Source organism: Methylomonas sp. LL1, assembly GCF_015711015.1.
Taxonomy (GTDB): domain Bacteria; phylum Pseudomonadota; class Gammaproteobacteria; order Methylococcales; family Methylomonadaceae; genus Methylomonas.
The window spans coordinates 1,553,563-1,567,747 of record NZ_CP064653.1 but is presented as its reverse complement, the minus strand read 5'-3'; the positions used below and the strand labels follow the sequence as shown (position 1 = coordinate 1,567,747).

Genomic DNA, 14,185 nt, shown 5'->3' with positions numbered 1-14,185 from the left:
TCGAAAATACCAAGTTGATTGCGGGATTTGACCCATTTTATTACAAGGCTCACCGGCTTTCTTTGACTTAAGCTAAATCCACGGGGGTTTCCATCAATGCGATCGGAGGGGCTTGGATATGGCATACCTTCCGTGGCATACATCGGAATGCCGTCGGCGCGACGGTCATTTTCGGGGGTTCTGTGCCATGGGGGTTAGGCCGAAATCATGGGCTTGCGAGCAGTACGCGGCGAGCTCGCGGGCATAATGCTAGGGAGGGGACTACAAATTAGCGTTAAGGTGATTTTTGAGAAAGTTTGTACCCTCAAATATGTGTCGTTCGCTGAGCGGAGCCGAAGCGAACGGTTGACTTCGACTACTTCGGCTTTGCTCAGCACAAGTCCGCTCAGTCAACGGCAAATTGCTTGGATTGGGTACATTTATTGCCATAAATCGCCTAAGTTTTGCCATCCTTGGCAACAGGGTTACGCGGTTGGCTTTTACAGTCGTATTGACGAGTTTGGCTTGGCGGTCTCGAGGTTGTCGATGGCTCTTAGCAATACTGATTTTTCCTGCTTGCCGTGGAATCAGTGGGTTAGACAAAAACAAGCGCCGGTTTACAACGAGCTTAGATATTCCGCCAATGCCTTGATGTCGTCATCGGACAGGCTTTTTGCCATGCCATTCATCGGCCCGGATTTGCGCTCACCGCTTTTGAAATCGTTCAACTGTTTGACCAGATATTGCGGATGTTGGCCCGCCAGTTTCGGGAATTGGCCGTTGCCTTGCATCGTGTTGCCGTGGCAACCCATACACATGGCGGCCTTATCCTTGCCGATTTGAGCCGATTTGGCATCGCCGCCGGCGGATTTGCCGGGCAGGCTGGCATAGTAGGCTGCCAGATTTTGGATGTCGGCATCCTTCAAACCGGCCGCAATGCCCTTCATGGTTGGATTGGCGCGGGCGCCGGACTTAAAGTTTTTCAATTGAGTTTCGATGTAAGCGCTGGTCTGCCCCGCCAGACTCGGCCACATCGGGTTATTGCTGACACCGGCGCTACCATGGCAACCCATGCAAGCGCCGGCTTGAGTCTTGCCGGCATTGATGTCGGCCGCTTGCGCGGGCATCATCAATAACGATGTAAAAATGCTAAAACCGATTTTATAGAAAGAGTGGTTCATATCGATGGCCTCGCTGGCTTGTTGTACAATCGTTAAGACGCGTATGCACTGCCGGCTATCATATGCAGAGGGCTGGTCATTAGCAATACAAATTCGCGCCTATCTTCTTCTCATCTAAGGACATTCATGCCCTGGCTTGTGCAACTTTTCAATCAGGATTCCGTGCCTCACGCCATTTTGATTATCAGCTTGGTGATTTCGACCGGCTTGCTGCTGGGGCGGTTGGCGTTTGCCGGTATCAGACTCGGGATTGCCGGCGTGTTGTTTTCCGGGTTGATATTCGGCCACTTCAATCTGACTATCCACCCCGAAGTGATGCATTTTTTACGCGAATTCGGCTTGATTCTGTTCGTCTATGCGATCGGGCTGCAGGTCGGCCCCAGCTTTGTCAGTTCGTTTTTCAAATATGGTCTGCGCCTGAATGGGATGGCGGCCGGGGTCGTCATGTTGGGGGCGTTGGTTACCGTTGCAATCAGTGAGATTGGCAAGATACCGATGCCGGTGGCCGTGGGCTTGTTCTCCGGCGCCACCACCAACACTCCGTCCCTGGCCGCGGCCCAGCATGTGTTGAGCAGTATGCCGGACATCAATGGCGAAATCATGAAAATGCCGGGTCTGGGCTATGCGGTGGCTTATCCGTTCGGCATCGTCGGCATCATTTTGTCCATGCTGCTGGTTAAACGGCTGTTTAACGTCAACATTGCCGCCGAAGCCGAGGATTTTGCCGATCATCAACAGCAACAGGTGGACATTCCGGTTTGGGAAGACCTAGTGGTTGAAAACCCGAATCTGAACGGGCTGACCATCGAGCAAGTGCCGTTTTTCGAGGGCATGGGAGTGGTGATAACTCGGATTTTGCACAAGGGGGAATCCGAGGTCGTGATTGCTAGTCACGATACCCGATTATTGCTTGGGGATACGATTCGTGTGGTCGGCAAGCGCGAGCAATTGCAACGTTTGAAAATCGTGATCGGGCCGGATGCCAAGATCAATTTGCATGAAATCGCCAATAATTTGCGTACCAAGCGTCTGGTAGTCACCAACAAGTCTTCGATCAATCAGGCCATTGGCGATTTGTGCGTCCGCTATGGCGTTACCATTTCCCGCATTCATCGGCCGGATGTCGAATTTACCCCGACCTATGCCATGCATGTGCATTTTGGCGACGAGTTGCATGTGGTGGGCAGTCAGGAGGCGTTGGACAATATCGAGAAAGCCTTGGGAAACTCGCTGGAAGAACTCGATCATCCGCAAATCATGCCGATTTTTCTCGGCATCACCCTGGGGGTTTTGTTGGGCAGTTGGCCGTTTTATTTGCCGGGTTTACCGTCCGCTTTGCATCTGGGCATGGCCGGCGGGCCGTTGCTGGTGGCGATCATGCTCAGCCGGGTCAGCAACTGGGGCACCATGACCTGGCATTTGCCGAAAAGCTCCAATATCATCCTGAAGGATATCGGCATCGTGCTGTTTTTGGCGTGCGTCGGCTTGCATTCGGGCGACGAGTTTATGAAAACCCTGTTGCAGGGTGATGGTTTTTACTGGATGGCTTGCGCCTCCTTGATCACCGTGCTGCCCTTGCTGATCGTGGCGCTGATTGCCCGTTTGGTCAATAAACTCAATTATCTGTCCCTCTGCGGATTGTTGGCCGGCAGCATGACCGATCCGCCGGCGCTGGCCTTCGCCAATAACCTGAGCCCATCGGCGGCGGTATCGATCGCCTATGCCACCGTCTATCCGTTGGTGATGATACTCAGGATCATCGCCGCGCAACTGATCATCGTGCTGGTCAATTGGTAGCCGCCGGGTTTATGTCGGGGCAAGCGAATCATGTCCCGTTTGACGGCCAATTATATTGGCTGCGGAAGTTCTATCCGCGGGATCGGGCCGACCTTTATTTTCAACGGCTTTATCAAGGGCTGGATTGGCGCCAAGAGCAATTGCACATCTATGGCCGTTGGCTGAAAGTGCCGCGATTGATGGCCTGGTATGGCGATCCGGGCGCGCATTACCGCTATTCCGGTGTTAATCATATCCCGCAAGCCTGGACCGCGGAATTGCTGAATCTTAGGGCCGATGTCGAGGCCGTTTGCGGGCAAGCGTTCAATAGCGTGTTGGCCAATCTGTATCGCGATGGCCGGGACTCCATGGGCTGCCATGCCGACGATGAGAAAGAACTGGGCAACAATCCGCTGATCGCCTCGTTGAGTTTCGGCGAAAGCCGGCTGCTGCGTTTTCGCCACACAAAAACCGGATACAAACTGGATGTTGAATTGGGCCACGGTGACTTACTGATAATGGCCGGTGAACTGCAACATCATTGGCGCCACGAGTTGCCCAAAACCCGCAAAACTAAACTACCGCGTATCAATCTGACTTTTCGCCGTATTGTTTGATGGCTGAGGCAAGGCTAGCCCCAGTATGCCGGATAAGCCGGCGTATTATGTGGCAGAATATAAATACGGCGGTTTGATATTCGCCCGCATTAACGCCCTTGAATTGCACATCGTTGCGCCGGTTGGCCTACCTGATGCTCTGATGCCGGCCTAAGAGCCGGCGAGACAGGATAAGCGTAGCGCCGATCGCTATAGGAGAATCCATGAATCATGCCGTCTTGAAGCGAATTAGGACAATGACCGTGCTGGTGTTGGTTATCCTGTTCGGCGCGGGTGTTTCCGGTTGCGATAAAGCGGCGGAACGACAGACTGTCAAGGAAAAAATCGTGATCGCCAGTTCCCCATATGCGCTGACCGGCCTCGTGTTTCTGGCGATTGATCAAGGGTTATTCGAGCAACAGGGATTGGACGTCGTTGTCGACCTAAAGCCCTCTGGCAAGCAAAGTTTGGACGCCATGCTGGAACAAAAAGCCCAGATCGCCCTGGCCTCCGAGACCCCGGTCGTCAAGACCATCATGACCGGCAAACGGCTCGCTATCTTGGGCTCGCTGGGTGAAAGTTTTGGCGACATCATGCTGGTCGGTAATATGGACCATGGCATGGCAAAACCGGAAGATCTGCGAGGCAAGGCGATTGCCGTCGAGGTTGGCACCTCTTCCGAATATTTTCTTGACGCCACACTGACCAACCATAACATCACTCGCGATCAGGTCAGGATAGTTTCGATTTCCACCGACAAGATCGGCGAGGCCTTGGCCTCGGGGGAGGTTGACGCCGGTGTCGGCTGGCAACCCTATGTGTTGGCTTGGCAAAAACAATTGGGTGATCATGCCTACAGCTATTCGAACCCCCACTATTACACCCTGACCTGGTACATCACCGCCAGCCCGGATTATGTGGCCGGCCATGGCGAGACTCTCCAGAAATTCTTTCATGCCCTAGTGGAAGCGGAACATCATCATCAAGAGCAACCGGAAGACATGCGCCGAGTGCTGGCCGAGCGGGCCAAGATCAGCGCGGAACTCTACGATACCAATGTTTATCGTTTCGCCCTGCGCCTCGATCAGGCCATGCTGGTGATACTGGAAAGCTTATCCCACTGGGTTATGCAACGTGGCATCGTGCCGCGGCAAGCGATGCCGAATTATCTGGATTTCTTCGCAACCGAACCGCTGAAGGCGGTCAAACCCGAAGCGGTCACCATCGTTCGTTGAAATGAAATTTCACGGCATCGGACGATGTGACCTGAATGGAGCGGGAACATGAGGATACGGAAATGGGCCACGCTGAGTTTCACTGCTGCCTTTGCCATCATGGCTTTGCTAAGCCTGTTGATTTGGCAAATGCAAGAGCGTACCACTCGAATCCGGCTGACCGTGGCAACCCTAGACCATCTGGTCTCGGATTTTACCCAAATCAATAATCTGGCCAACGAATATCGGCTGACACGCTCGGAGCGCCCGAAACAACAATGGTTCGCGTTGCACGCCGAAGCGATGAATCATCTGGATGCGATAGCGACCGGCAACAAAGACCGCCTATTACCTATAATCCGGCATGACAGCGAATTTTTGCGCGGCGTGTTCGAAGACCTGGTCAAATATCACGAACGCAACAATGCGACCGACGATCTGATCATGACTCGAGAGGTGACGACGGCCCAGTTCGAGTTACGGGTACGCAGCCTGATCACCAGCATTGAAACCTCGCGTAGCGAGGCCAGACGCCGTAGTGAAGCGGATGAGGCGATATTGATAAGCCTGTTCGTCGCCAGCGTGGTCTACTGGCTGGTTTTTATTAGCATCAATACCTATTTGCTGGGACGCCGGGTATTGGAGCCGATCAGCCGCCTGCGGCAGGGGGCCCGAATCATAGGCAAAGGCCATCTGGAACATAGGGTTGGCCTGATGAGCCATGACGAGATGGGCGACCTGTCTAACTCGATAGACAGCATGTCGCGGCAGTTGCAGCTTATCACTACCTCTCGCGACTCGCTGGAACGGGAAATAGCCGAACGCAAGAAAGCGGAGGCGGAATTGGACAGCTATCGGTGCCACCTCGAACAACTCGTGGCCGAGCGCACGCGGGAGCTTGAGCAAGCCCGCGACGCAGCCGAGGCGGCCAATCGTGCCAAGAGTATTTTCCTGGCCAATATGTCGCATGAGTTGCGGACGCCTTTGAACGCCATCCTCGGCTTTGCTCAGATCATGGCGCGCGATCAGCGCATTCCGGAAGATGAGCGCCGCAACATTGCCACCATTAATCGTTCTGGCAATCATCTCCTGGCGCTGATCAACGACGTACTGGAAATCTCCCGCATCGAAGCCGGCCGAACCACGGTCACCAATGAGGCCTTCGATTTGCCTCTTGCCCTAAATGCGGTAGAAGAGATGATACGTGTCCGCGCGGAAACCAAGGGACTGGCTTTCAGTGTCGAACGAGCTTCCGACTTGCCGTGCTATGTCCAGGGGGACGTTCACCATCTGCATCAGGTGCTGCTCAACTTGCTGGGCAATGCCGTGAAATATACCGATCGAGGCCGGATTTGCCTGAATGTCAACCTGCTGCCGGATCGAACTATTCGCTTCGAGGTCAGCGACACCGGCCCCGGCATCGCCGAGGATGATCAGGGTCGTATTTTCAAAGCCTTCTACCAAACCGCCGGCGGCATCGCCAAGGGCGAGGGTACGGGTTTGGGGCTGGCTATCAGCCGGGAGTTCGTTCGCCTGATGGGAGGGGAGTTGACCGTGACCAGTGAGCTGGGCAAGGGCAGTACTTTTGCTTTCGGGATTCCGTTGCCAATTGCCGAAGCCGTATCCAATACCGCCAGCCCCGCTGGAATCGTCGGCTTGGCGGCCGGCCAGCATGCGCCGCGTATCCTGGTGGCCGAAGATAAACTCGATAACCAGCAGGTGGTGGAGCAATTATTGAGACAGATCGGCTGCGAGGTAGCGATAGCCGCCAATGGCCAGGAAGCGGTCGAATTGTTCCAAAGCTGGCATCCTCAGCTGATTCTGATGGATATGCGCATGCCGGTGATGGATGGCTACCAGGCCACCCGAGCGATACGTTCGCTACTTGGGGGCGACAAATTCCCGATTCTTGCTCTGACCGCTTCGGCTTTCGAGGAAGATAAGGAACAAGTGTTGGCGGCCGGTTGCGATGAGATGTTGAGCAAACCCATCGAGGCCCAACGTTTGTTCGAAGCCATCGGACGGGCGCTAGGGCTGCGTTTCGAGTCCGCCGAAACCCAATCGGAAATTGTGCCGGCGATTACCAATCTAGCCGATTTGCCGCCCGAGTTAATAAGCGATTTAAGCCAGGCCGCCATGACCTTGGACAAGGATAACTTAATGCTTATTCTCAATCGTCTGCGTCCCGAATACCCGGCCGAAGCCGAACTGATGGCCAAGTTGGCGGAAGATTTTCGCTTCGATCGTATCCAGCAGATGTTGCGGCAAACCGAACAGATTACCGATGGCATTCAGCCATGAATAGTTGTGATTTTGAAAGCTAACGTGGCATGGCGAGAATGTGCCGCATCTGCCGCGACTAGGAATAGGCATAAAGCCAATGAAGTTAGAGGTAATGGGCATAGGCTTTCGTAACCTTGCCATCTGAGTTGAAATGAAACACCTCCGCGGATGGGCCACGGACACCACCTTTGCTCCCCCAGTCACAAATGCGCCGTAACGTGCTATCCGTTAACAGTCGATCCAGCAAAGCCCGCGTCGTCGGTTGGTTGTAGATCATCTTCGCGACGAACCCCTCGCGATAGCGGTACGATCTTGCGCCGGGCGACCTGGAAAACCGCGCGAGGAATAAATGAACACTTCAATGCGCACCCGTTACAGTGTCGTGGCTAATTCCTGCTGCTTCGCCGTCAGTGGACCTAACTCTTCCGCTAGCCATGGAAATAATGAACTTTGAATGTTCAACCACGCTTGTGATAAAGTCTCGTGTAACCTGTTAATTTATTGATGATTTTTTGGGTTTTAGTAGGCCAACTTTATCGCTTTTGGTCCGGCGCATTTTTTTCTTTTTTGGCCATTCTTGCCACTAATTACGTTCGGTTTATCGAGTTTTGCAAGTTCCTCTTAGTTGATTGTGAGTTCCTCTGAATTCAGTATTTAAATTAGTTGACATCAAGTCATGTGACTTGGGTAATTCGTTGTTGATTTACCTCAGCCAGGGATCTCGTCATGAATGTGAAAAATTTATTCCTCAGGCTCGCTCCGTTGGAAGTTGTCACTGGCTTTATGTTGGCGATTACGGCATTGCCATCATTCGCTGGAGTGATTTATCAGGTAACAGACCTTCTGCCATGGTCCGAAAATCCATCCGCCCATGCCCAATCCATCAACGACCTGGGGCAAATAGTCGGTTTTTCTGACTCAATTGATCCCGCAAACCAAAACCAATCTACCAATGTGCGCAATGCCGTCATCTGGAATTGGCAACAGGGTAGCTCGACAATATCTCCAGTTAACCTCGGCACGTTGGCCTCGGCTAATGTAAGCGAGGACTACTACAATTTTACATCGCACATCATTATTAATAATCGGGGGCAAATCCTGGGTAATCGCCTTGACAATCCAAATCAAGTTCAGGCGATACTTTGGGAAAATGCTCTCGCGACAGGCACGCCTCTGAATGGGCTCGGTGCAGTCAATAACACCGGTGTTGGGATTAACAACGCGGGTCAAGTGATCGGTACTAATCAAACCACCTCTGAAGTTTTTATTATGCAACAGGACGGGACGGTTTCTAATCCCTTAGGCTTTGGTAGTACCGGCTTAGCAATCAACAACGCTGGCCAGTTATTAGTGAAACAAGACGGTAAAGTTTACTTGCTGCCTGATGTTGATTCGATCCCTGTATTATCTGGCAAATCGATTACTGCACTAAATGATCTGGGAGAAATTGCATTTATTAATGATGGCGATTCCTTCATCTTGTTAGCAGATGGTAGCTCCGTAAGATTGAATGTAGCACAGAATCAGGAAGCTTATGCCTTAAACAATGCGGGGCAGGTGGTGGGGACGCAGGGGAGCGAAGGGAGTATCGGAATCATCTGGTATCGAACCACTGCCGGTGGTTGGGGTGATGCTGTGAATTTAAACGATTATGCAATATTTCAATCCTCCCCGTTTAATTTGAACCAGGCTTTTGGAATCAATAGTTTGGGTCAAATTGTCGGTGAAGCTTCTGTTAATGACGAAATTCACGGTTTTCTAGCCACTCCCACTGGTACATTGAACTGGGGGTCCTTGTACGGCTCATGGGACAATCCGTCCAACTGGGATTCTGGGCTTGGATTTACTCCGAACGCATTGCTTCCCGCAATCATTCAGCCGACTGGAAACAATATCGTTGTTGATGGCCCTGCCACAGATACAGTTATTAAAAGCTTGGAATTAGGCGGTGGAACTGGAACTGCAACGCTCGATCTGAACGCCGGCAACTTGACAGTTCTCAACCAATTGAACGTGTATAACAACGGAACGTTAAATTTTTCTGCGGCATATCTGGAAGCAAATTCAATCCTAAACCAAGGTAATCTCAATATCAATAATACAGGGATTCATGTCATTGCAGGTGCAGTAAAAAACGAAGGTACTGTTAAGGTTTCGGATACCACAGTGCAATACACGGGTGATTTCACTAACAATGGGGCTTATATCAGTGATCCGTCTACTAATCAGTTCAACAACCTGAGTGTAGGTGTCACGGGCTATCTGGTGGGCGGGACGGGAGACCAGTTCATCGTTAACGGTGATTTCAATAACGCCAGCACACAGAACACATTATGGAATACCGCCAATGCCGACTTGATTTTCAGTGGCCAGGCCGGAACCCAGCATACCATGGGGTTAGCCAGTGCCGATCTAGGCATTACCAACGCTATTCCACTTGATAATTTCGCCTGGGGTTCTATGACGCTCAGTAGTGGTAATTTCCTCAGGTTGGTCGATGGAAACACTACGCCGGGTGCCGCGCTTTATGCCGGTCGGATCATTTTGCCGGATGGGCTTAGTCAACTTAACAGCATTAACAGCAATTACGACGTTTATTTCGATCCGACGTTGCTAGACAACCAATATCTGTTGGGCAGCATCAGACGCTTTGGTGCGGGCAGTGGTCAGTTGTTGCCTTGGAGTCTTGTGCCTTTTGGCAGCGATATTACCGGCGATACAGGTTTAACCACTAACCAACAAAACTTTGCCGCCGCTTTGGCTGAAGCCTGCACAGCGCCAACAGGTAATTTGGTTACTCGTTGCCTGCAACTCCAGGGTTTGAGTCCATCTCAGCAAAGGCTTGCTGTTGCTTCGTTGACACCCGATCAAGTACCCGGACAGATGGCTGGTCCGATTAAATTCAGTGCAACCCGAATGGATGCGCCTTTTTCAAGACTAGCCAGTTTGCGTAGTGGTGGCGGCAGTGTACCCTTGTCGATTAACTTCAATGGAATTCATATGTCCACTGACCAGTTATCACGTGCATTGGGGATTAATACCACAGGTGGTGCAGCCGGCGACGACAATGAACTTTTCAGGGATAGTCCCTTAGGTGTTTTTATACAGACACGATTTAACTTTGGAGACTTGCATAATAGCAGTTGGGATCGGGGTTTTAATTCCCAATCCTATACAGCTACAGTCGGGGCAGATTATCGTATCAACGATCAATTGGTGACAGGCTTGGCTTTCAATTACACCAGCTCGTCAGCGCAGTACGATGAATCTGCTGGCCATATGAATAGCGATACTTATATGGGGGCATTTTATGGCAGCTATTTCTTGCCGGAGAATTTCTATGTGGACTGGATGGCTAATTATGGAAGCAATGAGTATTCATTTAATCGTCAATATGGTTATTCCGGATTCAATGGCCAGTCCAATGCAAATCCCACGGGTCATCAATACAGCTTCGTGTTGAGCAGTGGCAAGGATTTAAGCTGGCAGGGGTGGACGATCGGTCCTTACCTACGTTTGGAGTATCTTGGTATGCATATAGGAGAGTATCAGGAACAGGGCGGCAATGGATTCGACATGACTACCGGGGCACAAACCAATCATTCATTTATCAGTAACTTGGGGACACAGATCAGTTACCCATTCAGTACTGCATGGGGTGTCATAACGCCTGCAGTGCGGGTGGAATGGGAGCATCAATACCTCAACGACAATCGTTCAATTAATATGCGTTTATCCCAAGCGGCGCAGGGGCTTGGTAATTTCATCATTCAGACCGGTAACCCGGATCGTGATTACATTAACCTGGGTGGTTCAGTCAGTGCGACCCTACCGGGTGGCGGTGCAGGATTTATCCGTTATGAAACCCGGCTTGGGCAATCCAACATATCCGATCATATCCTGGAAGTTGGCGTCAGGATGTCGTTCTGATCTTCGTTCATTTGGCTCAAATCGATGGTGGAGTCTTGTTAGTCATTGCGGATTCGTGTTTAGGTGGCATTTCGTAACGAGATCTTTCCTATTGTAATGTTTGGATACTGCAGTAACACGCCGTTTCAGAAGGGTAAGAATAAAATTCTGATATTACCTTCCCATGATTGTCGGTTTTACGACAATCCATCTTCGCTACTTCCTGTTGTTTTGTCGGCAAAACAACCAAACCTCAACCCTACCTCGCAAATTTCAATGCTTTAGCAGTTGGCAAGCCTTTTGCATTATCACAAGCAAGGGCTTCATTGATGCCCAGGTTGCAGAAACTCAACCCTGTGAATAAAGGTTTAAGCATGAAAACCAACACCCGCGCAATTATCATCGACGACACCACGCTCCGCGACGGCGAACAGTCGGCCGGGGTGGTGTTTTCGCTGGAGGAGAAGCTTGGCATTGCCACCAAACTTGCCGCGCTGGGCGTGCCTGAGCTGGAGATCGGTATTCCGGCGATGGGCGAACAAGAGCGGGAAGAAATCAAGGCCATTGCCGCTTTGAATTTGCCCAGCAATTTGCTGGTGTGGTCCAGGATGCGCGATGACGATTTGCAACATTGTCTGGGGTTGGGGGTCGGCATGGTGGATTTGTCGATTTCCGCATCCGATCAACATATTCAATACAAACTCAAACAAAGCCGGGCTTGGGTATTAAGCACCATCGAACGTTGTGTAAAGAAAGCCGTCGATGCCGGTATGCGGGTCTGCGTCGGGGCCGAGGATGCGTCCCGCGCCGATAGCGATTTCCTGGCGCAAATGGCGGAAGCGGCCCAACAAGCCGGGGCTTGCCGGATGCGTTTTGCCGATACGGTCGGCATCATGGAGCCGTTCGGCGTGTTGGATGCGATACGCAAACTTCGTTCCGTCACCGACATGGATATTGAAATGCACGCACACGACGATCTGGGCTTGGCTACGGCCAATACCTTGGCCGCCGCGGTGGCCGGGGCAACGCATCTGAATACCACCGTCAACGGCCTAGGCGAACGCGCCGGCAATGCCGCCCTGGAAGAGGTGGTGGTGGGCTTGAAACAGTTGTACGGCATCGCAACCGGTGTGGATTTGCGCAGTTTCCCGGAACTATCGAATCAAGTAGCCACCGCTTCCGGCGACACCATCGGCAGCCGTAAAAGCCTGATCGGGCGTGATGTATTCAGCCACGAAGCGGGTATTCACGTCGATGGTTTATTGAAAGATCCCAACAATTACCAAGGTGTCGATCCGGCCCTGGTCGGACGATTTCATCAACTGGTGCTGGGTAAACATTCCGGTAGCCAGGGTGTCATGCATGCCTACCGGCAACTGGGCATAGGCATCAACCGTTTACAGGCCGGGCGTCTGTTGCCGTTAATCCGGCAGTTTGTCAGCGTAAACAAGCGGGCTCCGCAGTCCGCTGACTTGAATCAATTTCTTCACAGCCTATAAGCGAGGTGTGTCATGGACCAAAATCGTATTGGACAAAAGCTAGTAGCGTTTGAGCTTGCGGACGCGGGGATGGAAACGAATTTGCGCTATCGCCCCGCCTCATCGAGTCTGCCGTCGGTCAGTGAAGACGACCGTTATCCCGGTTCTTTTTTCAGGATACCCGGTGTGCCGATGCCCGGCAAAACCACCTGGAGTTTAGCAAAATGATGTTTTTCTCTCCGCCTAGATCGGTTACAGGGTCGAGTCTCTGGCAAGACTGGAGAGAAGACGTCGGCTGTGTGTTTGCCCGCGACCCCGCCGCGCGCGGTGTGCTGGAAGTATTGATGGCTTATCCGGGCGTGCATGCGGTATTGATGCATCGGGCAAGCCACCGCTTGTGGCATGCTGACTGGAAACTGTCGGCCCGCTTGCTGGCGGCCTTCGCCCGCTGGATGACCAATGTCGACATACATCCGGGCGCCACCATAGGCCGGCGCTTTTTTATCGATCACGGCGCCGGTGTGGTGATCGGCGAAACCGCCGAAATCGGCAACGATGTGACCATGTACCACGGCGTGACCTTGGGCGGCACCACCTGGAATAAGGAAAAACGCCATCCGACGCTGGGTAACAACGTACTGATAGGCGCGGGCGCCAAGATTTTGGGTGCCATCACGCTGGGCGACAATGTCCGGGTAGGGGCTAACTCGGTGGTGGTGAAGGACGTGCCGCCATGCTGCACGGTGATCGGCATTCCCGGCCGCATCATCCAGCAAAAAGGGGTAAAGATTCAAAATCCGCGCGGTATCGATCTGGACCATCATCTGGTGCCGGATCCGGTCGGTAAGGCTATCAATTGTCTAGTGGAGCGGCTGGATAAACTGGAAGCCAATCAGGAGAAGTTCGTCATGTTGGAGACCGATAATTGCGAAAACTGCGATTCGGAAGGCGTCTGTCATGGCGAGGACAAAATCATTTTGAAACAAGCAGCGGGCGGACAGTGATGGATTTATTGGAATTCGATGCCAAGGACTTGTATTTCCAGCAGGAAGACAGTCCAGAGGTTCAACGGTTAATCAAGGTTGCCTCCGATTTATACGGTAGCGGCGAGGCGGAATTGCCCTTATTGCAAGCCTACCTGCGGGCGCCGGAATCGTTGAATGTGCTGGTGGCGCTAAACCGGTTTTATTACTACCAGCATCGCTTGACGGAAGCCTTGATGATTGCGGAAAAGGCCTTGGTCTTGATTCGCCGGGGCATAGAATTTCCGGATGACTGGCGCCAGCTGGATATAACGCATATCAGTGAAGCACCCAAGGATTGGATGACTCGAATCCGCTTGTATCTGTTCACCCTGAAGTCGATTGGATTCTTGAATATGCGGCTGGAAAACCTGGAGTTAAGCCGCCGTATTTTCGAGAAAGTGGTTGCGTTGGATGACAGGGACCGGATAGGCGCGCAAGCCTTACTGGAACTGGTGATTCAACGGCAGGAAGCCAATACTGGAGAAGCGGTTTTAGCCGCGGTGTAAATTTTTTATCGCGGCCGAAGCGGTTTCCATCGAGTTTCGAGTCATAAATTTTATCAATCAGACAGGTGAGTGAAATGTTGAAAGAAAAGCTCGATGCAACGTGGTTACCGGTGTTGCTATTTGCGTTGTTGGTGATTTATTTGCTGAGTAGCGATACCAGCATTGTTGGGCCTTTTTAGAGCGGCGGCTGAACGCGCCGTTCCTTCATCACGGATGGATTAACCCATCCTCCATTTAT

General features: G+C 52.1%; 10 protein-coding genes. 9 read left to right on the top strand and 1 reads right to left on the bottom strand.

The window, feature by feature from the left end:
• Positions 1-596 precede the first annotated feature (596 nt).
• Positions 597-1,160 carry a c-type cytochrome gene (locus IVG45_RS07545; protein WP_196437237.1) on the bottom strand — a complete coding sequence of 188 codons (564 nt, stop codon included), beginning with the start codon at positions 1,158-1,160 and terminating at the stop codon, positions 597-599.
• A 162-nt stretch (positions 1,161-1,322) separates the two neighbouring features.
• Here IVG45_RS07545 and IVG45_RS07540 point away from each other — a divergent pair, with 162 nt between their 5' ends.
• The 9 genes from IVG45_RS07540 to IVG45_RS07500 all read left to right on the top strand — a co-directional run bounded on the left by IVG45_RS07540 (position 1,323) and on the right by IVG45_RS07500 (position 13,947).
• On the top strand, positions 1,323-2,957 hold the full coding sequence (locus IVG45_RS07540; RefSeq protein WP_230874795.1) for a putative transporter: 1,635 nt from the start codon (positions 1,323-1,325) through the stop codon (positions 2,955-2,957).
• An 11-nt stretch (positions 2,958-2,968) separates the two neighbouring features.
• Positions 2,969-3,553, top strand: coding sequence for an alpha-ketoglutarate-dependent dioxygenase AlkB family protein (locus IVG45_RS07535; protein ID WP_196437235.1), 585 nt, complete (start codon positions 2,969-2,971; stop codon positions 3,551-3,553).
• 203 nt (positions 3,554-3,756) lie between these two features.
• Complete coding sequence (locus tag IVG45_RS07530; protein WP_196437234.1) at positions 3,757-4,767, top strand: ABC transporter substrate-binding protein; 1,011 nt, start codon at positions 3,757-3,759, stop codon at positions 4,765-4,767.
• Between the two features lie 48 nt (positions 4,768-4,815).
• Positions 4,816-7,047 carry an ATP-binding protein gene (locus tag IVG45_RS07525; protein ID WP_196437233.1) on the top strand — a complete coding sequence of 744 codons (2,232 nt, stop codon included), beginning with the start codon at positions 4,816-4,818 and terminating at the stop codon, positions 7,045-7,047.
• A gap of 708 nt (positions 7,048-7,755) precedes the next feature.
• Entirely contained in the window at positions 7,756-10,959 is a 3,204-nt protein-coding gene (locus tag IVG45_RS07520) for an autotransporter outer membrane beta-barrel domain-containing protein (RefSeq protein ID WP_196437232.1), read from the top strand.
• 353 nt (positions 10,960-11,312) lie between these two features.
• Positions 11,313-12,437, top strand: a complete 1,125-nt coding sequence (nifV, locus tag IVG45_RS07515) for a homocitrate synthase (RefSeq protein WP_196437231.1) — start codon at positions 11,313-11,315, stop codon at positions 12,435-12,437.
• Positions 12,438-12,506: 69 nt separating this feature from the next.
• Positions 12,507-12,644 (top strand): hypothetical protein, encoded by a 138-nt coding sequence (locus tag IVG45_RS07510; RefSeq protein ID WP_196438127.1) that lies wholly within the window; start codon positions 12,507-12,509, stop codon positions 12,642-12,644.
• Positions 12,641-13,420: a serine O-acetyltransferase gene (gene cysE / locus IVG45_RS07505; protein WP_196437230.1), complete on the top strand. Its 780-nt coding sequence runs from the start codon at positions 12,641-12,643 to the stop codon at positions 13,418-13,420. Before IVG45_RS07510 ends, cysE begins: the two co-directional genes overlap by 4 nt.
• Complete coding sequence (locus tag IVG45_RS07500; RefSeq protein ID WP_196437229.1) at positions 13,420-13,947, top strand: hypothetical protein; 528 nt, start codon at positions 13,420-13,422, stop codon at positions 13,945-13,947. Before cysE ends, IVG45_RS07500 begins: the two co-directional genes overlap by 1 nt.
• Positions 13,948-14,185: the final 238 nt, after the last annotated feature.